General features: G+C 71.7%; 21 protein-coding genes. 8 read left to right on the forward strand and 13 right to left on the reverse strand.

Features of this window, described 5'->3' with window-relative positions:
• Positions 1 to 31: 31 nt before the first annotated feature.
• Positions 32 to 1,198, reverse strand: coding sequence for a DMT family transporter (locus tag J2S57_RS06605; protein WP_307239467.1), 1,167 nt, complete (start codon positions 1,196 to 1,198; stop codon positions 32 to 34).
• Between the two features lie 71 nt (positions 1,199 to 1,269).
• On the opposite strand from J2S57_RS06605, the gene J2S57_RS06610 reads away from it, so the two are divergent.
• Positions 1,270 to 1,758, forward strand: a complete 489-nt coding sequence (locus J2S57_RS06610) for an Lrp/AsnC family transcriptional regulator (protein WP_307239469.1) — start codon at positions 1,270 to 1,272, stop codon at positions 1,756 to 1,758.
• Positions 1,759 to 1,833: 75 nt separating this feature from the next.
• On the opposite strand, the gene J2S57_RS06615 is transcribed toward J2S57_RS06610, so the two are convergent.
• Positions 1,834 to 2,262, reverse strand: coding sequence for a VOC family protein (locus tag J2S57_RS06615; RefSeq protein WP_307239471.1), 429 nt, complete (start codon positions 2,260 to 2,262; stop codon positions 1,834 to 1,836).
• A gap of 236 nt (positions 2,263 to 2,498) precedes the next feature.
• Complete coding sequence (locus tag J2S57_RS06620; protein ID WP_307239473.1) at positions 2,499 to 2,642, reverse strand: hypothetical protein; 144 nt, start codon at positions 2,640 to 2,642, stop codon at positions 2,499 to 2,501.
• Positions 2,643 to 2,701: 59 nt separating this feature from the next.
• On the opposite strand from J2S57_RS06620, the gene yczR reads away from it, so the two are divergent.
• The 6 genes from yczR (at position 2,702) to J2S57_RS06650 (ending at position 9,313) form a co-directional block, all read left to right on the forward strand.
• Complete coding sequence (yczR, locus tag J2S57_RS06625; protein WP_460021810.1) at positions 2,702 to 4,225, forward strand: MocR-like transcription factor YczR; 1,524 nt, start codon at positions 2,702 to 2,704, stop codon at positions 4,223 to 4,225.
• A 42-nt stretch (positions 4,226 to 4,267) separates the two neighbouring features.
• Positions 4,268 to 4,924 carry a GNAT family N-acetyltransferase gene (locus J2S57_RS06630; protein ID WP_307239476.1) on the forward strand — a complete coding sequence of 219 codons (657 nt, stop codon included), beginning with the start codon at positions 4,268 to 4,270 and terminating at the stop codon, positions 4,922 to 4,924.
• 32 nt (positions 4,925 to 4,956) lie between these two features.
• Positions 4,957 to 5,229, forward strand: a complete 273-nt coding sequence (locus tag J2S57_RS06635; RefSeq protein ID WP_307239478.1) for a DUF2277 domain-containing protein — start codon at positions 4,957 to 4,959, stop codon at positions 5,227 to 5,229.
• A gap of 153 nt (positions 5,230 to 5,382) precedes the next feature.
• Positions 5,383 to 6,810: a magnesium chelatase ATPase subunit I gene (locus tag J2S57_RS06640; RefSeq protein WP_307239480.1), complete on the forward strand. Its 1,428-nt coding sequence runs from the start codon at positions 5,383 to 5,385 to the stop codon at positions 6,808 to 6,810.
• Positions 6,807 to 8,816, forward strand: a complete 2,010-nt coding sequence (locus J2S57_RS06645; protein ID WP_307239482.1) for a vWA domain-containing protein — start codon at positions 6,807 to 6,809, stop codon at positions 8,814 to 8,816. The genes J2S57_RS06640 and J2S57_RS06645 overlap by 4 nt, the downstream gene beginning before the upstream one ends.
• Before the next feature lie 98 nt (positions 8,817 to 8,914).
• Positions 8,915 to 9,313 (forward strand): response regulator transcription factor, encoded by a 399-nt coding sequence (locus J2S57_RS06650; protein ID WP_307239484.1) that lies wholly within the window; start codon positions 8,915 to 8,917, stop codon positions 9,311 to 9,313.
• 78 nt (positions 9,314 to 9,391) lie between these two features.
• Here the strand turns inward: J2S57_RS06650 and J2S57_RS06655 are convergent, their stop codons facing one another.
• The 10 genes from J2S57_RS06655 to J2S57_RS06700 all read right to left on the reverse strand — a co-directional run bounded on the left by J2S57_RS06655 (position 9,392) and on the right by J2S57_RS06700 (position 20,555).
• Positions 9,392 to 10,864, reverse strand: coding sequence for an ATP-binding response regulator (locus J2S57_RS06655; protein WP_307239487.1), 1,473 nt, complete (start codon positions 10,862 to 10,864; stop codon positions 9,392 to 9,394).
• 41 nt (positions 10,865 to 10,905) lie between these two features.
• The gene (locus J2S57_RS06660; RefSeq protein ID WP_307239489.1) at positions 10,906 to 11,370 is read right to left on the reverse strand and encodes a response regulator; all 465 of its coding nucleotides are present in this window, start codon (positions 11,368 to 11,370) and stop codon (positions 10,906 to 10,908) included.
• Positions 11,367 to 13,007, reverse strand: a complete 1,641-nt coding sequence (locus tag J2S57_RS06665; protein ID WP_307239491.1) for a sensor histidine kinase — start codon at positions 13,005 to 13,007, stop codon at positions 11,367 to 11,369. Before J2S57_RS06665 ends, J2S57_RS06660 begins: the two co-directional genes overlap by 4 nt.
• A 46-nt stretch (positions 13,008 to 13,053) precedes the next feature.
• Positions 13,054 to 13,446 (reverse strand): response regulator transcription factor, encoded by a 393-nt coding sequence (locus tag J2S57_RS06670; RefSeq protein WP_307239494.1) that lies wholly within the window; start codon positions 13,444 to 13,446, stop codon positions 13,054 to 13,056.
• A 244-nt stretch (positions 13,447 to 13,690) separates the two neighbouring features.
• Entirely contained in the window at positions 13,691 to 15,049 is a 1,359-nt protein-coding gene (locus tag J2S57_RS06675; protein WP_307239496.1) for a cystathionine beta-synthase, read from the reverse strand.
• 202 nt (positions 15,050 to 15,251) lie between these two features.
• Positions 15,252 to 16,271: an SGNH/GDSL hydrolase family protein gene (locus tag J2S57_RS06680; protein ID WP_307239499.1), complete on the reverse strand. Its 1,020-nt coding sequence runs from the start codon at positions 16,269 to 16,271 to the stop codon at positions 15,252 to 15,254.
• A 204-nt stretch (positions 16,272 to 16,475) separates the two neighbouring features.
• Positions 16,476 to 16,802: a hypothetical protein gene (locus J2S57_RS06685; RefSeq protein ID WP_307239501.1), complete on the reverse strand. Its 327-nt coding sequence runs from the start codon at positions 16,800 to 16,802 to the stop codon at positions 16,476 to 16,478.
• Positions 16,803 to 16,821: 19 nt separating this feature from the next.
• Positions 16,822 to 18,144 carry a glutamine synthetase family protein gene (locus J2S57_RS06690; RefSeq protein ID WP_307239503.1) on the reverse strand — a complete coding sequence of 441 codons (1,323 nt, stop codon included), beginning with the start codon at positions 18,142 to 18,144 and terminating at the stop codon, positions 16,822 to 16,824.
• 13 nt (positions 18,145 to 18,157) lie between these two features.
• A complete protein-coding gene (gene cysC, locus J2S57_RS06695; protein ID WP_307239505.1) occupies positions 18,158 to 19,654 on the reverse strand; it encodes an adenylyl-sulfate kinase in 1,497 nt (498 codons plus the stop codon).
• Positions 19,655 to 19,754: 100 nt separating this feature from the next.
• Positions 19,755 to 20,555, reverse strand: coding sequence for a Bax inhibitor-1/YccA family protein (locus J2S57_RS06700; protein ID WP_307239508.1), 801 nt, complete (start codon positions 20,553 to 20,555; stop codon positions 19,755 to 19,757).
• Positions 20,556 to 21,091: 536 nt separating this feature from the next.
• Here J2S57_RS06700 and J2S57_RS06705 point away from each other — a divergent pair.
• Positions 21,092 to 23,536, forward strand: coding sequence for a bifunctional diguanylate cyclase/phosphodiesterase (locus J2S57_RS06705; protein WP_307239510.1), 2,445 nt, complete (start codon positions 21,092 to 21,094; stop codon positions 23,534 to 23,536).
• Positions 23,537 to 23,544 lie beyond the last annotated feature (8 nt).

Raw genomic sequence — 23,544 nt, forward strand, 5'->3', positions numbered from 1 at the left:
GCATGAGCAGCGTCAACCAGTGGTTGACGGACTAGGCGGCCCGGGTGAACGCCGGGCGGCCGTCGCGTTCCAGCAGGTCTTCCAGCTCGGCCGCGATCGGGTCGGCCGGGTCGAACGCCCCCAGGCCCAGGGCATTGGGGACGAGGTGGAGACCCGGGGCGACGACGGCGACCCGGCGGGTGGGAACCGGGGAGGACACCGGGACGGCGCCGCGGTGCACGTCGTCCGCCATCGGCACCCGCACCGAGACCGGAGCCGGGGAGGGGGCCGCGACCACCGCGGGCCGGCCCGAACGGGACTGCCGGATCGTGCCGATGTAGATACCGACGAGCAGGGCCAGGCCACCGCCGATCTGCGCGGGACCGGCGGGCTCACCGAGCAGGGTGATCGCGATGACGGTCGCGACCAGCGTCTCGAGGTTCAGGAACACCCCGGCGATCTCGGGAGCCACACCGGTCTGGCCGTAGGCGAAGAGCGTGAAGGGCATGACCGTGCCGATCACCGCGAGCGCGACCGCGGCGAGCAGCGCCGCGCCGCCCAGACCGTTCTGCCCGGGCACCGGTACTCCCTCGGTGGTCAGGGCGAAGGGCGTCACCGCGACCGCCGAGGCGAAGAACTGCGCGGTGGTGACGGCCAGGACGTCCTGCCCGGCGAGCAGCCGGGCCTGCACCAGCGTGAAGATGGCGCCGATGGTGACGGATCCGAGCACGATCAGGTCACCGCCCAGTGTGGCCCCGCCGCCGCCCGCGCCGGCCACCACCACGATGCCCGCGAACGACAGCGCGAAACCGCCCCAGGCCACCGCCCCGAGCCGGGCCCCGTTGAAGAGCACCGCGAGCACGGCCACCAGGATCGGCACCGAGCCGAGCAGCAGCGCGGCGTGACTGACGCTGGTGCGGTCGAGGCCCAGGTTCTGGAGCAGCACGCAGGCGCCGTAACCGAAGGCGCCGTAGAGCCAGAGCACCGGGCGCACCTGACGCAGGCGGGGCCGGGCCACCGCGACGATCAGCAGCCCGGCGAGCGCGAAGCGGAACACGACCAGCCAGGCGGGCCCGAAGCCGGAGAACGCGGCCTTGCTCAGGGGAACACTGGTGCCCCAGGAGATCCCGGCCACGGTGAGCGCGATCAGGGCCGAGGTACGGCGGTCGGAGAAGAGGCTGCGGAAGGGGGCCCGGGCAGGCGGACGTGCGGCGAACATGACAACGATTCTCCGCACGGGATGCCGATAAATCGGACACCGGGCAAAGTTGCCAACTATTATTTGGCCTCATGGCCGTTGAGCTTGATGAAATTGATGTAAAGCTGCTGACTCAGCTGCAGCAGGACGCCGATCGGACGAATCTGGAGCTGGCCGAGCTGGTCGGCCTCTCCCCCGCCGCCACCCTGCACCGGGTGCGCCGGCTCAAGGAGAGCGGGGCGATCCGCATCGTCAGCGCCAGCCTCGACGCCGCCGCGGTCGGTTTCCCGCTCACCGTGTTCATGGCCGTCACCACCGCGAACGCCCGGGCCACGGAGCGGTTCGAGCGCGAGGTGCAACTGCTGCCGCAGGTGGTCAGCGCCGAGACGGTGGCCGGCGAGATGGACTACTGGCTCACGGTGGTGGCCCGCGACGTGGAAGACCTGGAGCACACCCTGACCCGGATCGCGACGCACGGCGGCGGGCGCGTGGTGACCTATCTGCGCCTGAAACAGCTGAAACCACCCACGCCCCTGCCTCTTCTGCCGAGTTCGGCCTCCCGGCAGCGTCGTCGTAGCTAGGACCTGTTCGGTGAGTCGCTGCCGAGTTCGGCGTCCCGGGCGCCCCGCAGTAGGCACGGACGTACGAAACGGGGCCTAGGTCCGGGGCGTTCCCGGGTAGGTCCCGAAGTACCAGGCGTTGCCCTCCGGGTCCCGCGCCTCGAAGTCGGTCGAGCCGTAGTCGGTGACGAAGAGCTCGGTGCTGATGACGGCCCCGGCACCGCGGGCGCGTTCGAGCAGGGCCTCGATCTCGTGCGGCGGGACCACCACGTAGCAGCTGAAACCGCCCACGGAGATGGCCTTGCCGTCGTTGCGGGCCGAGCCGAACATCACCCCGCCCCCGGCCGGCCAGGCCAGCTCGACATGGTGCACCACGTCGCCGTCCTCATGGATGACGGTCTGCTCGAAACCGAAGGCCTCGGTCAGGAAGGCGATCAGCCGCCGGGCGTCGCGGGCCCGGAAGGTGGGCCAGACCGTGGGCGGCGGAGCGTGCGGTGCCGGTGGGTCCGTGGGCGCGGTGCTCATGGGGCCTCCCTCAGGTACGAGTGACGCACACCACTGTCGCGCACCCGGCCCGTCCACCACGTCCACCGTTCAGCCCGTCCATCCCGGCAGAGCCCGCGCAGAGCCCGTGACAAAACCCGCGCAGAGCCCGTGACAAAGCAGAAGTCGCGGGCCCCGATGGGACCCGCGACGTGACGGAGGTGAGGACAGTGACGTCCGGTGGCGGCGGTGCCACCGGAGCTACCCGGCTCAGCGGATCAGCGGACGTTCAGACCGGCGTCGGCGGCGAGGGGATGAACCGCCTCGTGACGGTCGGGGTCGAGCTCCCGCGAGTCCTTGCCGACCCAGGGGGCGACGGCGATGGTGACGATCAGGGCGGCGAACACAATGAAGAAGGCCATACGTCCAGTGTCCTCTTTTTGGCCTTGCTTCCCATAGCCAATCCCTAGAGACTGGCCACATGCCACCCGCCCGGAAACAGCCAATTCAGCAAAGAGGTCGTGTGAGTGCCCGCGAACTCATGCCAATGCTGACGGAGTGGCGCACCGGGGGCGAGGGCATCCCGGGCTACCGCGCCCTGGCCGACCGGCTCCGTCTGCTGGTGCTCGACGGCCGTCTGCCCGTCGACACCGTGCTGCCGTCGGAGCGCACGCTCGCCGAGGCGCTGCAGACCAGTCGCACCACCACCACGTCGGCCTACCGGCTGCTGCGCGAGGCCGGTTTCGCCGAGGGCAGTCAGGGCGCCGGCACCTGGACCACCCTGCCCCGCAGCGAAGGCCGTGGGGAGGCCCCGATCTGGCCCGAGCACCTCAGCGGCGAGCCCGACCCGGCCGGGGCCCGCGGCGACTTCTCCAGCGCCGCGCTGGAGGCACCGGCCGAGCTCTACCCGGCCTACCAGGCCGCGCTCGCCGAGATGCCGCGGTTCCTGCCCGGCAACGGCTACGTCACCAGTGGCCTCCCCCTGCTGCGCGACCGCATCGCCCAGCGCTACACCGCGGCCGGGCTGCCCACGACGCCCGAGCAGATCCTCGTCACCAACGGCGCCCTGCAGGCCCTGCACCTGGTGCTGAGCCTGGTGATGGAGCGCGGCGACCGGGTGCTGGTCGAGCACCCGACCTATCCGGCGGCGGCGCAGGCGATCCGGACCCGGGGCGGGCGCTGCGTGCCGCTGCCGGTCGAGGCCGGGTGGGACATCGGGCGGATGGCCACGCTGATCCGGCAGACCGGGGCGCACCTGGCCTACGTGATGCCCGACTTCCAGAACCCCACGGGCCGGCTGATGACCGAGGACGACCGGCGTGAGCTGGGCGCGATGATCGCCGACACCGGGTGCCGCATCATCGTCGACGAGACGATGCGTGAGCTCGACCTGCGCACGGCGATCCCCACCGCCCAGGGCCGAGAGGGTTCCGAGCCCCTGCCGATGCCGCGCCCGCTGGCCGGTTTCGCGCCGGCCGAGCACGTGATCACGCTGGGCTCGGCGTCCAAGACGTTCTGGGGCGGGCTGCGGATCGGGTGGGTGCGGGCGTCGCAGCCGCTGATCCGCCGGCTCGGCCTGGCCCGCGGCAACGAAGACCTGGGCGGGCCGCTGCTCGAGCAGCTGGCCACCGCGCACCTGCTGGAGAACCTCGACCAGATCAAGGCGCACCGTCAGCAGCTGGTGGCCGGGCGGGCCCTGGCGCTGCGCGAGGCCCTGGCCCAGAACCTGCCCGGGTGGGTCGTTCCCCTGCCGCAGGGCGGGATCTCGCTGTGGTGCCACCTGCCCGAGCCGCGCAGTTCGCACGTGGCCGCGGCCGCCCGGTCGATGGGGGTGTGGCTCACGCCCGGGCCGCGGTTCGGGCTCGACGGTGCGTTCGAGGCGCGGATCCGGCTGCCGTTCGCGCGGCCGTCGGCCGACCTGGTGGCGATGACCGAGGTGCTGTCGCGGGCCTGGCACGCCCAGGGCCGCCCGCACACGATGGACGACGACCTCACCACGGTCTGAGCACTCCCGAACCCCCGACGAACCCAGATCCCGGAGTTTCCCGTGTCTTTCACCCCCCTCACCGACAACCGGCCCGACGACAGCTCCTGGCCCCCGATGGTCTGGCCGCTGCCGCCCGGCGTCGAGGCGAGGGCCGGGGCGGTGCGGCTCACGCCGTTCACGCCCGCCGACGCCGACGAGCTGTTCGAGGCCCTCGACCACGATGCGGTGTGGGCGCACGTGCCGGGTCGCTTCTCCGACCCGCGGCAGCTCACCGACTCGATCACGCAGCGGATGGACGCACGGGGAGACGTCGCCTGGGTGGTGCGGCTGGACGAGGCGGTCGCCGGGCTCGAGAAGGACGCGGTCGTCGGCACCACGTCGTTCCTCGACGTGGTGCCCGCCTCGGCCCGCCTGGAGATCGGGTGGACGGCCTACACCCCGGCGGTGTGGGGCACCCGGGTCAACCCGAGCGCCAAGCTGGCCCTGCTGACGGTGGCCTTCGACCAGCTGGGCGTGGGCCGGGTCCAGCTCAAGACCGACGTGCGCAACCAGCGCTCGCAGCGGGCCATCGCCAAGCTGGGGGCGCGGTTCGAGGGGGTGCTGCGGCGTTACCAGCCTCGCGTCGACGGCTCGATGCGTGACACCGTGATGTTCTCGATCACCACCGAGGACTGGCCCGCGGTGAGTTCCGGGCTGCAGGATCGTCTGAGTTCGTAGAACCCGTTCCGATTCCGATCAGGGAGCCGACCATGTGCCGGAACATCCGTACCCTCGCCAACTTCGAGCCGCCCGCCACCCGCGACGAGGTGGGCGCCGCCGCGTTGCAGTACGTGCGCAAGATCGCCGGCACGGCGGCACCCTCGAAGGCCAACGAGGAGGCGTTCGCGCGGGCGGTCGCGGCGATCACCGAGCACACCAACCAGCTGCTCGACGAACTGGTCACCACGGCCCCGCCGAAGAACCGCGAGGTGGAGGCGGCCAAGGCCCGCGCCCGCAGCGAGGCCCGGTTCGGGCCCCGCTGAAGATCTGCGGAAGGCCACCCGGGGGGCGCCGGAGCGCACCGGCCGTCCGGCGTCCTCAATCGGGTTGAACTGCTCGTTTATTCCCGATCACGCTCCCGGCGCAATAGCCGTTCCGGGGTGCCGCCATGCCCCCGGCAGACGTACGGTCTTCGCGTGACGATCTCCCCTGAGACCACGACGCCCGAAAACCTGCCCACCACGCTCGGCGCGCTGCGTGCCTCCGGTCACGTGCACCGCACCGTGAAGCAGGAGATCTCGGCCAACCTGCTCGAGCTGATGCGCGCCGGCAAGACCCGTTTCCCGGGCGTCGTCGGCTTCGACGACTCCGTGCTCCCCGACCTCGAACGCGCCCTGCTGGCCGGCCACGACGTGGTGCTGCTGGGCGAGCGCGGTCAGGGCAAGACCCGCCTCATCCGCACCATCGTCGGCCTGCTCGACGAGTGGACACCGGTGATCGAGGGCGCCGAACTGAACGAGCACCCCTACGACCCGGTGACCCCGGCCTCGATCCGCCGCGCCGCCGAGCTCGGCGACGACCTGCCCGTGGCCTGGGTGCACCGCGAGTCCCGCTACGCCGAGAAACTGGCCACGCCCGACACCAGCGTCGGCGACCTGATCGGCGACGTCGACCCGATGAAGGTGGCCGCGGGCCGCACCCTGGGCGATCCCGAGACCATCCACTTCGGCCTGGTCCCCCGCATGCACCGCGGCATCATGGCCGTCAACGAGCTGCCCGACCTGGCCGAGCGCATCCAGGTGGCCCTGCTGAACGTGCTCGAGGAGCGCGACGTGCAGGTGCGCGGTTACGTGCTGCGGCTCGACCTCGACGTGCTGCTGCTCGCCAGCGCCAACCCGGAGGACTACACCAACCGCGGGCGCATCATCACCCCGCTGAAAGACCGCTTCGGCGCCGAGATCCGCACCCACTACCCGGCCGACCTCGAACTCGAGATGACGCTCGTGCGGCAGGAGGCCGAGCTGGTCGCCACGCTGCCCGAGCACCTGGTCGAGGTGCTGGCCCGGTTCACCCGCGCGGTGCGCGAGTCCAACGCCGTCGACCAGCGCTCCGGGGTCTCGGCGCGGTTCTCGATCGCGGCGGCCGAGACCGTCGCGGCGTCCGCGCTGCGCCGGGCCACGCTGAACGGCGAGGAGGGCACCCCGGTCGCCCGGGTCGGCGACACCGAGGCGATCACCGGCACCCTGCGCGGCAAGGTCGAGTTCGAGGCCGACGGCGAGGGCCGCGAGGTCGAGCTGCTCGACCACCTGCTGCGCCGCTCGGTGGCCGAGACCTGGCGGGGCCGGCTCGCGGGCATCGACCTGACCGGCATCGTCGCGGCGGTGGCCGAGGGCGAGGGCGTCTCCACCGGTGAGGCCGTGGCCTCGAACGACCTGCTGGCCCAGCTGGGCACGGTGCCCGGGCTCTCCAGCGTGCTCGAGAGGCTCGGCTTCGACGAGGTCCCGAGCCCGGCCGACGCCGCCAGCGCCATCGAGTTCACGCTCGAGGGGCTGCATCTCACCCGCCGCCTGGCCAAGGACACCCTCGACGACGGGCGCACCGTCTACGGGGGCGACGGCGAATGAGCCCACGCCGGCGCGATCCCCGATACCGGTACGGTCCGTGGCGGGGCGGGCCCGACCCGCTGGCCGCGCCGTACGACGTGCGCCGGGCCCTCGACGCGCTCGGCGACCGGGTGCTCAGCGGCGAGAACGTCCGAGAGGCCCTGCGCGACCTGCTGCGACGCGGCCTGCCCGACGAGAACGGCCGCCGCACCGGGCTCGACGAACTGCGGGCCCGGGCCGAACGCCGGCGCCGCGAGACCTCCCGGCGCGGGCGGCTCGACGGAGCGGTGACCCGGGCCCGGGCCCAGCTCGACCAGGCCCTGGCCGCCGAGAAAGAAGAGCTGGCGCTGCGCGAGGGTGACGACGCGCGGTTCTCCGAGGCCCAGCTCGACGCCCTGCCCCGGTCGACCGCGGCCGCGGTGCAGGAACTCTCGGAATACCGCTGGGCCTCGAAGGAGGCCGAGCAGATCTACCGCCAGATCCTCGACGGCCTGCGCACCGACGTCATCGACCAGCAGTTCAACGGCATGCGCAACGCCCTGCAGGGGCTCGGGCCGGACGCCGACCCCCAGCAGCGCGCGGCCGCCATGGCGGCCATGAACGAGATGCTCGACGACCTGAACGGGTTGCTGGAGAAGCACGCTCGCGGTGAGGACACACCCGAGGACTTCCAGCGGTTCATGGACAGGCACGGCGAGATGTTCCCCGACGACCCGCAGAACGTCGAGGAACTCATCGATTCGCTGGCCCGCCAGGCGGCGGCCGCGGAACGCCTGATGAACGCGCTCAGCCCGCAGCAACGCGAAGAGCTCCAGGGCCTCATGCAACAGGCCCTGGGCAACGACGGGCTGCAGTCGAAAATGGGCCGGCTGACCGACAACCTGAGGGCCTTGAGGCCCGGCGAGGGCTGGGGCGAAGGCCGAGGCGAGGGCCGGCGCATGCGCGGCCAGGGCGAGATGGGCTACGGCGAGGCCGCCGGTGCGCTGCAGGAGCTGGCCGATCTCGACGACCTGATCGACCAGCTCAGCCAGAGCCATCCGGGCGCCACGCTCGACGACGTCGACGTGGAGACCGTGGAGCGCTCGCTCGGCGCCGGGGCGGCCGCCGACGTGCAGGCGCTGCAGGAGCTCGAGCGGGAACTGGAACGGCAGGGCTGGCTGACCCGCGCCGACGGCGCACTCACCCTCTCCCCCAAGGCCTTGCGGCGACTCGGCCAGACCGCGCTGCGTCAGGTGTTCGCGCACCTGGGCTCCGGGCGGCGGGGCGAGCACGACATCCGCGACGCGGGGGCGGCCGGGGAGGCCACCGGCAGTTCGCGCAAGTGGGAGTTCGGGGACGAGCAGCCGCTCGACGTGGTGCGTTCACTGCGCAACGCGGTGCACCGGAGCGCTTCTCAGGGGGCAGCACTCACGATGGCCCCGGAAGACTTCGAGGTCGTCGAGACCGAACGCCGCGCCAGTGCCGCGGTGGCGCTGTGCGTGGACCTGTCGTACTCGATGATCTCCGAGGGTCGCTGGGGCCCGATGAAGGAGACCGCGCTCGCCCTGGCCCACCTGGTCGCGACCCGGTTCCCGCAGGACGCGCTGCAGATCGTCGGATTCGGGCGCTACGCCACGAAACTCACGGTCGAGCAGCTGGCCGGCATCGAGCCGGACTACGTGCAGGGCACCAACCTGCAGCACGCCCTGTCGATCGCCGGGCGGCACCTGCGCCGGCACCCGGACGCCGAGCCGGTGGTGCTCGTGGTCACCGACGGCGAGCCCACCGCGCACCTGGAAGACGGTGAGGCGTACTTCAACTGGCCGCCGACCCCGCAGACCATCAGCCTGACCGTGGCCGAGGTCGACGCGCTGACCCGCTACGGCGCGGCGATCAACATGTTCATGCTGGGCGAGAACGAGGGCCTGCGCCGGTTCGTCGACGCGATCGCCCGGCGCAACGGTGGACGCGTGTTCACCCCGGGTCTCGACAGCCTGGGTGAGTACGTGGTCAGTGACTACCTGAAGGCGCGACGCGGGCGGCGCTGACCCGTACGACTCATGAGCCTCCCCCGTCGTTCAAGGTTCGGTTCCGGCCCGTCGACGACTCCCGGAAGTCCGCGACCCGTGAACGACAGGGGATGCCCATGGCCGAGATCCTTGTCATCGACGACGACCCCGACATCCGCGATCTGCTCTTCGAGGCGCTGAGCGGCGCCGGGCACGCGGTCCGGGTCGCCGCCGACGGACTGGCCGGCCTGGAGGCCGCCAGCGGCCGGGCTCCCGACCTGGTGGTGCTCGACTGGATGCTCCCCGAGCACACCGGCCCGGAGATCTGCCAGGCCCTGCGGGCCGACTCGGCCCTGGCCGACGTGCGGGTGCTGATGCTCTCCGCCCGCGGCACCGAGTCGGACATCCGGCACGGGCAGGCGGCGGGCGTCGACGGCTACATCGTCAAGCCGTTCAGCCCGCGAGCCCTGGTCTGGCGGGTCGAGTCGATGCTGGCCACCGAGCACCAGGTGATCGACGTGACACCCGACGAGTAGACGCCCGGCGACCACGACGTCCCCCATCGGCCGGTGAGAGAAGGCCGTGGGGGACGTTTCGGTGACCTGGACGTGATGTCAGAAGCGAACGCCCACACCGCTCAGGGCGGGCAGGGACACCGTGAAGACCGCCCCCTCCTCGGCCGCGCTGCGCACCCCGATCGTGCCGTGGTGCGCCTCCACGATCTGCCGCACCACCGCGAGCCCCAGCCCGGTGCCCTGGATCGCCTGACGCCGGGCCTGCTCGGTCCGGAAGAAGCGGGTGAACAGCTGGTCCTGCTCCTCGACCGGGATCCCGATGCCGGTGTCGGCCACGCTGATCTCCACCGTGGGCCGGGTCAGGTCGGGCACCGAGGCCGACACGGTCACCGTGCCGCCGGCCGTGGAGAACTTCACCGCGTTCGAGAGCAGGTTCAGCAGAACGCGTTCCAGCTGCGAGCGGTTGCCGATCAGGTAGGGCAGACCGGGTGGGACCCGCACGTCGATCTCGACGCCCTGCGACTCCGTCGCCGGGCCGAGAACCCCCACGGCCTGGGCGATCAGGTCGGCCGCGTCGACCTCCTCGTCCATCCGCGCGGCCACACCGGAGTCCACGCGGGAGAGGGTGAGCAGGTCCTCGACCAGGGTGAGCAGCCGGCGGGAGTTGCGGTCGATCACCTGCACCATGCGCTGCTGGGCGTCGTTCGCCTCACCGGCCAGCAGCATCTCGGCGTACCCGGTGATGCTGGTCAGCGGAGTGCGCAGCTCGTGGCTCACGGTCGCCACGAACTCGCCCTTGAGCCGGTCGAGTTCGCGCAGCTCCTCCTCGACCTGCTTCTGCCGGGTGATGTCCACGTAGATCGCGCCGATCGCGAACCGCCGCCCGGTGCCGTCGACCACGGGGTAGCGCACCACCAGATAGGTGCGGTCCTCCCCGTCGACCGCCCAGATCTCCTCGCCCTCGACCTTGTCGGCGCCGTCCAGGCAGGCCTGCTCCACCGAGGTCAGGCGGCGCCGGTCGGCCGCCGGGCGGACCCCGGAGGCACTGGGCTTGAGCCGGTCGAACTCGGCGTTGGTGAGCAGGGTGCGGCCGTTGGCGTCACGCACGCAGATCGCGGCCGGCGCGTGATCGACCACGCCGCGCAGGATCTCGGCCGTCTCCCGGCGTTCCTGCTCGGTGATCCGGGCCTGGGTGGCGAGCCGGCGGCCGGCCAGGGCGTGCTCGATGGCCGGGGCCAGGCGCACCAGCCGGTCCTTCAGCAGGTAATCGGAGGCCCCCAGGCGCAGCGAGTTCACACAGGTGTCCTCGTCCATCACCCCGCTGACCACGATCAGCGGGATGTCCATCTGCAGTTCCTGCAGCAGCCGCAGCGCGTCGGGCGCCGTCATGGCCGGCAGGGAGTAGTCGCACAGAACGATGTCCGGCTGCTCGCCGAGACCGGTGATGAACTCCTCCGGCGTCTCGGCCCGGGTCCATCTGGGTTCGTACCCGGCGCGTTTCAGCTCCAGGAGGAGCAGCTCCGCGTCGTCGGGGCGGTCCTCGACGAGCAGCAGCCGCAGTGGCGATGGCATGGTTTCTCCCGTGATGTGTTACTGGTCCCGCGAATTCGCGCTCAACGGCCCCCACCGGCGAGCGCGACCCTCCGATCGCGGGGCGGATGGTTGTGGACCAGCCAGTACCGCCCGATGTCGAGCACCGTCTCGAAATACGGCTCGATCTCGACCGGTTTGACGATGTAGCTGTTCGCGCCGAGGGAGTAGCAGGTCTCCAGGTCGCCGTCCTCGGCGGACGACGTCATCATCACCACCGGCACGTCGGCGAGAGCCGGGGTGGCCCGGATCTCCCGCAGCACGTCGATGCCCGAGAGCATGGGCATCTTGATGTCGCACAGGACCGCCCGGGGCAGGTCGTTCGGGTCCCGCGAGGCCCACGGCCCCCGGCACAGCAGCAGGTCCAGCGCCTCGACCCCGTCCTTCGCGGCCTCCACCCGGCCCGGGAACCGCCCCTTGCGCAGGGCGTGCAGGGCCAGTTCGCGGTCGTGCGGGCTGTCTTCCACGAGCAGCAACCAGGGCGTCATCGCAGGTCACCTCCCGGCGCCGGAAGGGTGAAGCCCATCGTGGCCCCCACCCCCGGTTCTCCCACCGCACTCAGCTGACCGCCGTGCCGTTGCACGATCCGCTGCGAGAGGGCCAGGCCGATACCGGTGCCCTGGAACTCCTCGTTGTGGTGCAGCCGCTGGAAGACCTGCCCCAGCTTGGCCGCGTACCGCATGTCGAACCCCGCACCGTTGTCCTTCACCAGATACATCACCGTGTCCGGCACCTCCAGCGGCCCCGGCCGGGTGCCCGGGGTGTCGTCCTCCTCCGCGATCTCGGCCCGGACCTCGACCCGGGCCGACTCCTTCTTCCCCGTGTACTTGATGGCGTTGTCCAGCAGGTTCATCCACACCTGCTGGATCAGGCGGCGGTCCCCGTAGGCCGGCGGGAGCTTGGCGAGCACGAACTCGATCACCCGGTCCTCGCGGGCCGGTTCGAGCGCGTTCCAGCAGTCCTGCGCCAGCGACGTCATGTCGATCGGCTGCGACTGCATCTGCTGGCGCTGCATCCGGGAGAAGGCCAGCAGCGCGTCGATGAGATTGCCCATGTGCTCGGCGTTCTCGGTGATCTTGCGCAGGTACTGGGTGGCGTCCGGCGGCATCTCCCCGGCGTAGTCCTCGGCCATGATCCGGGCGAACCCGCTCATCGCCCGCAGCGGTGCCCGCAGGTCGTGGGACACGCTGTACGAGAACGCCTCGAGCTCGGAGTTGACCGCGGCCAGGTCGGCGTTCTTCTGTTCCAGCTGCACGGTGCGTTCGGCCACCCGCTCCTCGAGCAGCTCGGTGAGTTCCTGGCTGGCCTGCTGCAGGGCCCGCTGCTCGGACACGTCGTGCGTGACCTTCACGTAACCCTGGAGGCGCCCCTGCTCGTCCCGCATCGCCGAGATCGACGCGTGGGCCCAGAAGACCGACCCGTCGCGCCGCACCCGCTTGCCCTCGACGTTGATCTTGCCCAGCGCCGCGGCGTCGGCCAGGATCTTCGCCGGTACCCCGGCGGCCTGGTCGGCGGCGTCGAAGAAGGCGGCGTAGGGCAGGCCGATGACGTCTTTCGAGGCGTAGCCCTGCATCCGCTCGGCGGCCGCGCTCCAGCTGTGCACGCGGCCGGAGGCGTCGAGCATGATGATCGCGTAGTCCGACGCCCCCTCGAGAAGGCTCGCCAGCCGGTCCAGTTCGCTGCGGCTGCGCTCGGCGAACTGCCAGCTGTCGGTGATGTCGTTCCAGATCATCAACGCGCCGGACGTGCCGTCGTCGAGCTCGATCGGCTGCCCCGACATCATCATCCGGCGCGGTCCGCCACCGGCGTCGAAGCTCACGCTGATCAGCTCGCGTGAGATCGTCTCGCCGGCGAGAACCTTGGCCAGCGGGTCGATCTCGGCCGGGCTGCCGGCGCCGGTGACCCGCCGGGCGAGCCGTTCCATCCGGTCGCCGACGGTCACGCCGAGCACCTCCAACAGCGAGGCCGCCGCCGGGTTCGCGTGCCGCAGCACGCGATCGGCGTCGACCACCGCCATGGAGGCCTCGGAGTTGCGCCAGAGCAGGTCGATCAGCGAGTGCCCGCCGCTGATCGGCGGGACGAACGCCGCGGGTGGGGCTATCGGCGGGAAGGTACTGCTGGTCACGCCGCCACCCCCGGCCTTCTCAGTCGTTCTCACCAACGGATCGGGATCACCACGCGTGCTCGGTCACGGACGGTATGGGCCGTCCGGTGATGGCCTCGTCGACGGCGTCCAGCAGGGCATGGGCGGCGAACGGCTTGGTCAGGTAGGCAGCGCCGAGCTCGTGGCCCCGCAGGATGTCGCGTTCCCGCGCGGAGGCCGAGACGAAGATGGCCGGGATGTCCTCGTGCCCGTGCCGCAGCCGGGTGAGCAGGTCGAACCCGTCCATGCCGGGCAGGCCCACGTCGAGCACGTAGGCGTCCGGGGCCCCGAACTGGTCGACCGAGTCGAGGGCCAGGTCGGCGTCCGGCATCGCGATGACACGGTGGCCCACCATGACCAGTCGCATCGAGATCAGATCACGGACGTCCGGGTCGTCCTCGACCACCAGCAGTCGGGCCACGGTGCCTCCTCGTTCGCGGGATGTTCCGGGGAAGTCGCTTGCCCTGACCCATCGACACGAGGGAGGTGATTCCTTCAGTACCGGGCGGCCGTGACACCCGTCCGGCCCGTTGTGGGGACAGCCGCCTGACGCAGTGTCAGCAGCCGTTTCACCTGCTACGACGAGTGGCAGCCCACCGAACGGAGGCGACCGGACAGCCCGTTACGGTGCCCGGCCGCCTCCACCCGTTCGGCGTAGCGCGACGTCAGCCGGCGTAGACCTGCAGGAGGTCCAGACGGGTGAGCACCCCGACCGGCTTGCCGTCGGCGACCACCATCACGGCATCGACCTGCTCGAGCGACTTCCTGACCACCTCGACCGGTTCGCCCGCGCCGACCAGCGGGAGCGCGTCCGACATGTGCTGCTCGACCGGGTCGGCGAGGTTCGCCCGGCCGGTGAACACGGCCTCGAGCAGGGCCCGCTCGCTCACCGAACCGGCCACCTCACCGGCCATCACGGGCGGCTCGGCCTTGACCACGGGCATCTGCGAGACCCCGTACTCGCGCAGGATCCCGATCGCGTCGCGCACCGTCTCGGTGGGGTGGGTGTGCACCAGGTCGGGCAGGTCACCGACCTTCGCGCGGAGCACGTCGCCGACGGTGAGACCGCCGTCCTCGTTCAGGAAGCCGTACGACTTCATCCACTGGTCGTTGAAGATCTTGCCCAGGTAGCCGCGTCCGCCGTCGGGCAGGAGAACGACGACCACGTCGTCCTTCGTCAGCTTCTCGGCCGCCCGCAACGCCGCGACCACGGCCATGCCGCAGGAGCCACCGACGAGCAGGCCCTCCTCCTTGGCCAGGCGGCGCGTCATCAGGAACGACTCGGTGTCGGAGACCGCGATGATCTCGTCGGGCACCGAGGGGTCGTAGGCCGACGGCCAGAAGTCCTCGCCGACGCCCTCGACCAGGTACGGACGGCCGGTACCGCCGGAGTAGACCGAGCCCTCCGGATCGGCGCCGATGACCTTCACCGGGCCCTGCTGCTTGAGGTAGCGGCCGGTGCCGGTGATGGTGCCCCCGGTGCCGACGCCGGTGACGAAGTGCGTCACCCGGCCCTCGGTGTCGTTCCAGATCTCCGGACCGGTGGTGGCGAAGTGGCTCGCCGGCCCCTCGGGATTGGCGTACTGGTTGGGTTTCCAGGCGCCGTCGATCTCCTTCACCAGGCGGTCGGAGACGCTGTAGTAGGAGTCGGGATGCTCGGGGGCGACGGCGGTCGGGCAGACCACGACCTCGGCGCCGTAAGCGGCCAGGACGTCACGCTTGTCCTTGCTCACCTTGTCCGGGCAGACGAAAACGCACTTGTAGCCCTTGCGCTGGGCGACGAGCGCCAGGCCGACCCCGGTGTTGCCGGAGGTCGGTTCGACGATCGTGCCGCCCGGCTTGAGCAGCCCTTCCTTCTCGGCTGCCTCGATCATCCGGAGGGCGATGCGGTCCTTCACGGAACCGCCGGGATTCAGGTACTCGACCTTGGCCAGCACGAGGGGTGCCACGTGCTCGGCCACCCGGCCCAGCTTGACCAGAGGGGTGTTACCCATGAGCTCAACGATCGATTCGGCGTACTTCACGAGGCCATCAAACCCCAACGGGCCGCCCGGGGCACGTGTCCACGGGTTTTGTGATGGCCGACCGGTCCACGGTCACCCCGAACGCGGGACGCGCGAACTCACCGGGACGTCTCGGCCCTCCTGAGCGCGGTGGCCCGCCCGGGCGAGCCGGGCCCCCGGGACGCCGGGCCCGGCGTCCCCCGTGGGCACCGAAAGCTGTTGCCTAGGCTGCGGTGTCACCCGAGGCGGACGCCAGCTGCTCGGCATCCCGCGGCGCCCGGCGCCGCCGGAACGCGGCCCAGCGGCCCCGCGGACCCCGGTCGGAGCCGGAGACCTCGATCGCCGAGACCTCGGTGCCCGCGCTGTCGGCGGCCAGCACCGCGGCGTGCGCCACGTCGTCGATGCCCTCACCGCGGTCGTGGTCGGGCACCCGGTCGCGCTCGGCGGGCAGGTACCCCAGGGCGGTGGCGACGCTGGGCAGGATCGCCTCGCCCACCCGCGCGTAACCGGTGGCCGAGGGATGGAACCGGTCGCTGGCGAACATGTCGACCCGGTGCTGCCGGAACTCGTCGGCCAGCAGGTCGGCCAGCGACACCGAGGCCCCGCCCGCCTCGACCACCGCGATGGTCTGCGCGGCCGCCAGCTGACGGCTCATGCGCTGGGCGACGAACCGCAGCGGGTGCGGGATCTCCTGGATCGTGCCGAGGTCGGGGCAGGTGCCGACGACGACCTCGACCCCGGCCTCCCGCAACTGCTGCACCGACGCCGCGAGCGCCTGCACCGCCACCTGCGGCTTGATCCGGTGGGTGACGTCGTTCGCGCCGACCATGATCACGGCCACGTCGGGCTTGGGGCTCTCGTCGAGAACCCGGGCGGTCTGGCCCTCGAGCTCCCAGGACTGGCCGCCGACCCGGCCGAACATCCGCAGCTGCACCCCACGCCCGGCGATCGACGCCAGACCGGCCGAGATCACCGCGCCCGGGGTCTGCGACCCGTGGTCGGCGCCGAGCCCGACCGAGGTCGAGTCGCCGAGCATGACCAGCTGGATCGGCTCACCGGGGAAGTCGCCGTAGAGGCCCTCACCACCGGGACCGGCGTTGCCGAACGGCTGCCCGATCACCTTGCGGGCGATCTGCACCTCGGTCAGGAGCACCCCGTAGGCCGCGGCGCCGATCGCGCCCAGGCCCCCACCTCCGAAGGCCGCCGCCGTCGCGATCCTCCGTGCCCTCTCGGCTCGACTCACGGTGCGCTCCCTTCGCCAGTGGGTACGAGTACCCCATTCGCAGTTGAACAGCGCAGACGCGTTTCGGCAACACCGTAACCACGGCCTGTTCACCAGTTCTGGCTTCTTTTCCCACCTTCGTCGCCGGGAGCCCCATGAAGACGCGCTACGCCCAGCCAGTGCAGCGCCTCGGCTCCGGCCGTTCATTCCCGGTTGTGACGCGGTCTACACCAGGTCGTGCACCGCGATGATCGCCTCGACGGCGGTGACCCGGAACAGGTCGGTGCGATCGCCCCCGCGCAGCAGGTCGTGCCCGAGCACGAGCGCCTGGTCGGCCAGGGCGTGGGCGCCCAGTACCGGTACCTCACGGCGCGGTTCGCCGTCGGCCTCGGCGGTCAGGTCGGCGATGCGCTGCAACCCGGCGCGGATCCGGCCCAGCAGCTCGGCGGCCTCGTCGCTGCTGCGAGCCGCCATCCGCGGGCCGACCACGCGCAGCCGGTCGGCGAGCCGGTCGAGACGCTTGACCGCTTCTTCGTGGGTGGGGCTCAGCACGGCCCGATCATCGCACCCTTCACTGCATCTCGAACCCGCGGCGCCGTTCCCAGTCGGTCACCACCCCGTCGAAGGCCTCCAGCTCGGCGTCCGCGGCGCGCAGCACCATCGCCACCACGTCCTCCCCGAAGGCGTTGCGGGCCAGGTCCGACCCGGCGAACGCCTGCCGGGCCGCGCTCAGCGAGGCCGGCACCCGGGCCAGCCCCGGCGCGCGGAGGTCTCCCACCAGCGGCTGCTCGAGCGGCAGCCCGGCGCGGATGCCGTACAGACCGCCCGCGAGCATGCCGGCCAGCGCCAGGTACGGGTTCACGTCCGAGCCCGGCACCCGGTTCTGCACCCGCAGCGACTCGCCCCGCCCGGCCACCCGCAGTGCACCGCCCGCACCGCCCTCGGCCCAGGTGATCGCGGCCGGGGCCCCGCCGCCGTCGCGAAAACGCTTGTACGAGTTGACCGTCGGGGCGTAGAGCAGGGTGAAGTCGCGCAGGGTGGCGAGCACCCCGGCGACGAAACTGCGGAACACCGCGCTGCGCCCGTCGCCGCTGGTGCCGGCCTCGGCGGGGTCGGCGAAGACGAAGCTCCCGTCCAGGCCGCGCAGGCTCATCGAGACCCGCGCGCCGTTGCCGGGCCGGTCGTCGTAGCGAGCCATGAAGGTCAGGGCCCGCTCGTGGCGCCCGGCCAGCTCGGTGGCCGCCGACCGGAAGGCGACGTGGTGGTCGGCCGTGCGCACCAGATCGTCGTGGCGGAAGGTCAGGTCGTACTGCCCGGGCACGCCGGTGCCGTGCGACGAGTGCACGGTCAGGCCCGAGTTGTAGGCGGTCTGGCGCAGGTCGCGCAGCAGGTCTTCGTCGGCGTTCGTGCCGCCCAGGCTACGACTGGCAGGTGCCAGGTCCAGACCGGTCCAGTGCTGTGACGCCGCCTGGGCGTAACCGGTGCCGAACACGGTGAACTGCAGCGCCACCGACGCGGCCGGCACCACCCCGAGATCGGCGGCCTCCCGCACCTGGGCCGCGAGCACCTGCCGGGGAGCGGTGCGCACCGGCAGGCCGTCGGCCCGGAAGAGATTGCCCTGCACCATGACCGAGCCCGCCATCCAGGGCGCTGGGCGCAGGGTCGCCGGGTCCGGCCGCAGCACCAGTGCGCCCGACGGCGCGACCAGGCTCACCGCGCTCGGGTCGGCGCGCACCGGCTCCACGTTCAGCCCGTTGGCCAGCACGGTCGAGGAGAAGTACCGCGCGTGCACCCGTTCGCCCTGCAGGCGCCCCGCCGGATCGGTCCACACCACCAGCACGGTGTCGACGTGCCCGGAGTTGACGAGACGCTCGAACTCATCCAGCTCCAGCACCGCGATTCCCTTTCTAGGAGACGTAGCCCCGCTCGGTGAGCAGCGCCCAGACCTGGTCCACGGCCGCCTCGACGGTGATGCCCGTGGTGTCGATGCGCAGTTCCGGACGCTCCGGCACCTCGTACGGCGACGAGATCCCGGTGAAGTCCGCGATCTCCCCGCGCCGGGCCCGGGCGTACAGCCCCTTGCGGTCGCGGCGTTCGCACTCCTCGAGCGGTGTGGAGATGTGCACGAGCACGAAGTCGCCCACCTCCTCGACCCCCGCCCGCACCTGGGCGCGCACGGTCTCGAACGGGGCGATCGGCGCGCACACGGCCAGCCCTCCGTGCCGGGTGACCTCGGCCGCCACGTAGCCGATGCGCCGGATGTTGAGGTCACGATCGGCCCGGCTGAAGGTCAGTCCCGCCGAGAGCATGCGCCGCACCTCGTCGCCGTCGAGGAGCGAGACCGTGCGGACGGTGTGGTCGAGCAGCCTCTCGGCCAGCGCCTTCGCCACGGTGGACTTGCCCGACCCGGACAGGCCGGTGAAGAACAGCGTCAGGCCGCGGCGGTGCGGGGGTGGCACGGCGCGCGCGTGCTCGCGGGCGAAGGCGGGGTGCAGGGCGCCGATGATGGACGCGGTGGTCACCTCGGAGCCGGCCGCCGCCCGCGGGCGGGGAGCCGGGGATTCGAACGGGGCCGTCGCGGGCACGCCGGTGACGGAGGTCGTGCTGGTCACCTCGGACGCGGTGGTCGCTTCGGACGCTGCGGTCACCTCGGACGCTGCGGTCACCTCGGACGCGGCGGGGCTGACGACGTCGGTGGCGCCGTGGCCGCGGGCCACGGCGGTGATGAGGGCGGTGTCGTCGGTGTGGGCGAGCCGGGGCACGGCGACCACGACGGCCTGGTCGGCGGGGCGGCCCTGGCCGTCGGAGTTGCCGGGGACGTCGGAGCTGCCGGGGACGTCAGAGCTGCCGGGGACGTCAGAGCTGCCGGGGACGACGGCCGCGACATCGCGCACCGCCCGCCAGAGACCGTCGGCGGGAAGGGGCAGCTGGCGACCGGCGCCGATCACCGCGATCCACAGCACCCGGGCCCCGGCCCGGGCGGCCCGGGTCCGCACCTCCTCGACCTGCGCCGAGGTGAGCAGGTCGAGAACCGGTACGGCCAGCACCACCTCATCGGCGGCGAGAGCCTCGCGGACCTGGGCCGGCGACCGCCGCGCCGCTCGCACCGGACCGTGCGTGAACGGCCGCAGCGGTGTGAACTCCGGCAGGGGCGGCGCACCGGCCTTGCGGGTCAGGGTGGCGACCGGGGTGCCCTCGGCGTCTTCGAGCGTGACGGCCTCACCGGCGGACAGGCGCTGCTCGACCGCGGCCGGCAGGTCCAGGGCAAGGTCCAGCGCGGGGTCCAGCCCGGCCGCGACCGGCAGTGCTCCGCTCAGCACCAGCTCGGCGATCTCGAGCAGGGGCTGGGGCGGGTGCCAGCTCAGGGGCGCGTCGGTCGTAGCGGCGTCATCACGTTCAGGCACGTCGATCAGCCTAAGTGCTGAAGCTGGGCGGGCCATGACAAAGATCGCCCCCGCCCGGAGGAGCCGGGCGGGGGCGATCTGCTCGTGAGGGAGCGGGAGATCAGTCGTCGCCGCGCAGGATCGCGAGGAGACGGAGGATCTCGATGTAGACCCAGACCAGCGTGACCACGAGGCCGAACGCGGCGGTCCAGGCGTACTGCTGGGGCAGGCCGTTACGGATGCCCTGCTCGACGAAGTCGAAGTCGAGGATCAGGAAGAACGACGCCAGCACCACACCGACGGCGGCGATCGCCCAGCCGATCGGGCTGTTGTAGGCGCTGCTGCCGGTGACCAGCGAGACCACCAGGTTGATCAGGCCGAAGACCAGGTAGCCGGCACCCGCGATCATCAGGGTGCGGGTGAACTTCGGCGTGGCGCGCACCACGTTGAACTTGTAGAGCGCCAGCATGGCCCCGAAGGCACCCAGGGTGCCCAGCACGGCCTGGATCACGATGCCCGGGTAGACGGTCTCGAAGATCAGGCTGATGCCGCCGACGAACAGGCCCTCGGCCGCCGCGTAGGTGAGCATCAGGGCGGGGCGGATCTTCTTGCTGAACGAGATCACCAGGCTCAGCACCAGGCCGACGATGGCGCCACCGAAGGTGACCATCATCAGGGCCGGGTCGCCCGGCTTGAGCAGCGCGAAGACAGCCACGGCCGCGACGAGCAGCACACCGAAGAGCGACGCCGTACGGATCACGACGTCGTCGATCGTCATCCGGTCGGTGTTGCGCGACCGCGCCGCCGGGCTGTCGTACATACCCTGCAGGTCGTCGGCGGTCGGCGTGCGCGTGTCGAACGTCGCGTAACCCCCTCGGGCGAATTCCTCGCTGCGCCCGAAGACAGGGTTTCTGCTTTCCATCGGTCCTCCGACCGTTTGTTCGTGTGCTCCTTCTGCCCGTGGCGGCCACGTCGACCACCACGTCCGGGCACGGCCGACTTCTGCGACCGTTGTGAATCTAATGTTCGTCCGCCCGAGGAAGTTCCCCGCCGCGAGATCTTTCTGCGAATCTTTACCAAGATCTTGCCGGACGCCCCCGGTCGCTGTCCGTTGCCGCCCGACCTGCCGGAATGCCGTCCGCCCCCACTCCCACCGGACCTCGACCGGCCTCCATGATCACGATGCGTTTCGCCCGTATCACTCGCTGTTGACACCGATGCCAGTTGGGCCCCGGTTACACCTGTGATGGCTGTGTCCACACCGGCCTGTCCCCGATATCCTTCTGATCCAGGCGATTGCACCGCGGGATGTCGGCCGAAAGGCCCCTCCGGGACAGGCGCCCGGAGCAGCCAGGACCCATGAGGCAGGAGTCAGGACGAGATGAGCGGCGCCCGGACGGGACGGCCCGACCGGCTGTCCCGGCACCGCGGAACCGACGGGCTCCGGTGCAAGCCTTCGTGCTGACCCGCGATCGGCAGGACCGGCGCGAGGAGACCGAACCGGCCGCGCGCGGCAACACGCCCTCGCCCGTCCTGCTCGGCGCCCTGGGTGTGCTCGTCCTCCTGATCGCGCTGCAGGCCCTGGTGCCGGGTGCCGCCGCCGACCTCCTCCACTCGCTCGTCGCCATCGGTGCCGTGCTGACCGGGCTGTTCGGCGTCCTCCATCACCGCCCCGCCCGCCGCCGCGGCTGGTACCTGATGCTCGGGGGCGCCGCGCTCTGGGTCCTCGGCGACGTCGTCGCCGTCCTCGACGGCGGCCTTGACGTGTCGAGCAACCTCCCCGCCCTGTCCGACCTGCTCTCGCTGTGCGCCTTCCCGGTGCTGGCCGCCGCCACGCTCGACTTCTCCCGGGCCCGCGGCGGCAGCCGCGACGCCGGCGCCGTGATCGACGCGCTGGTGGTGACCACCAGCGTCGGCGTGGTGATCGGCGTGTTCCTGATCGCCCCGCTGGCCGAGACCTCGTCACTCACCCTGACCACCAAGGCCGTCGGCACCGCGTACCTGCTCGGCGACCTGTTCCTGCTCGGCGTGCTGGCCCGGATGTACTCGGTGCCCAGCGCCCACACGCTCTCGTACACGCTGCTCGCCAGTGGCCTGTTCCTGATGCTGGCGGCCGACACCGGTTATCAGGTCACCTCGCTGATCACCTCCAGCGCCGACTCCAACGGCCTGGTCGACGCCGGCTGGCTGTTCGGGTACCTGCTGATCGGCGCCGCCGCCTGCACCCCGTCGATGCGCGAACTGGCCGACCCGGAGCCCACCCCGGCCGAGACCACGCTCAGCCTGCGTCGCCAGGCCGCCCTGGTGGTCGCGCTGATCCTTCCCGGCATGGTGCTGCTGGCCGACGGTTTCGGCAGCGCGGCCCGGCACTGGCCGATCATCGCCGCCGGCATGCTGCTGGTCTGCCTGCTCATCCTGGTGCGCATCCTCTGGCTGATCTCGACCGTGCAGGACCAGTCGGTGCGCCTCGAGGGCCTGGTGCGCACCGACGGCCTGACCGGCGCCCCGAACCGGCGCACCTGGGACTACGAGCTCAAGCGGGCCACCGACATGGCCCGCGAACACGGGACCTCGCTGTGCATCGCGATGATCGACCTGGACAAGTTCAAGACCTTCAACGACACCAAGGGGCACCAGGCCGGCGACATGCTGCTGCGCGACTCGGTGGCCGCCTGGACCGCCCAGATCCGCCCGCCGGCCCTGCTCGCGCGCTACGGCGGCGAGGAGTTCGCCCTCCTGGCCCCCGGTTTCAGCCCGCTCCAGCTGGCCACCGTGCTGGAGCGGCTGCGGTCGGTGACGCCGCACGGCCAGACCTTCTCGGCCGGGGTCGCGCAGTGGGACCCGCTGACCGACCCGGGCAAGGCCGTCGCGGCCGCCGACGAGGCGCTGTACGCGGCCAAGCGCGCCGGCCGCGACCGCGTCGTCATCGCCGGTGACGAGCCCCCGGCCGGACCGCCCACCGGCCCGATCTCGTTCACCTCGATCACCGTCAAGGCCGACCCGATCCGCCCGGCCGACGAGTCCGGGCCGCCCCTGGCCTCGCGGCGTGGCCGCCGCCGGGTGCACCGGATGCCGAAGTTCGAGATGGTCACCCAGCCGATCGTCGACCTGCGGGTGCAGCAGGTCTGCGCGCACGAGGCCCTGGCCCGCTTCGACTTCCCCGGCACCTTCCCAGACACCAGCGAGGTGTTCCGCCAGGCCTACCGCGAGGGCTTCGGCGACCTGCTCGAACTGGCCGCGATCCGGGCCGCTCTCGACCTGCCCGACCGCCCGAAGGACCACGACCTCTACGTCAACGCCTCGGCCCGCGCACTGATGTCGGCCCGCATGCGCACCGGCCTGCCCGACGACCTGGCCGGCGTGACCATCGAGCTCAGCGAGGACCCGGGCGACGTCGACATGAACGACCTGCTGCGCGTGGTCAACGACCTGCGCGACCGGGGCGCGGGTATCGCCCTGGACGACGTCGGCGCGGGCGCCCAGGAGTTCGCCCGGCTGGCCATGCTCCAGCCCGACATGGTCAAGATCGACCGCACCCTGGTGGTCGGCAGCGCCGGTGACCGGGGACGCACCGCCGTGGTGCGCGGCCTGGTGAACTACGCCGAGTCGATGAACTCGCTGATCTGCGCCGAGGGCGCCGAGACGGCCCGCGACCTGGGCCACCTCGCCGCCCTCGGGGTCACCCACGCTCAGGGCAACCTGCTGGCGGCGCCGAAACCGGGCTGGCAGAGCCTGAACCCGCCGACCGGCTTCACCCCGTTCGTGCCCGTCGAGCCCGCGCCCGAGCCGGAGACCGCCTGGACCTTCCGGCCGCCCGGCTACGACGACCTGAGCTACGACAACCCCGCCTTCGACCCGAACGCGACCAATCCCCTGGTGATCCGGCAGGACCCGGAGGACTGAGCGGTGGG

Source organism: Kineosporia succinea (assembly GCF_030811555.1).
In the GTDB taxonomy this organism is placed as follows: Bacteria; Actinomycetota; Actinomycetes; order Actinomycetales; family Kineosporiaceae; genus Kineosporia; species Kineosporia succinea.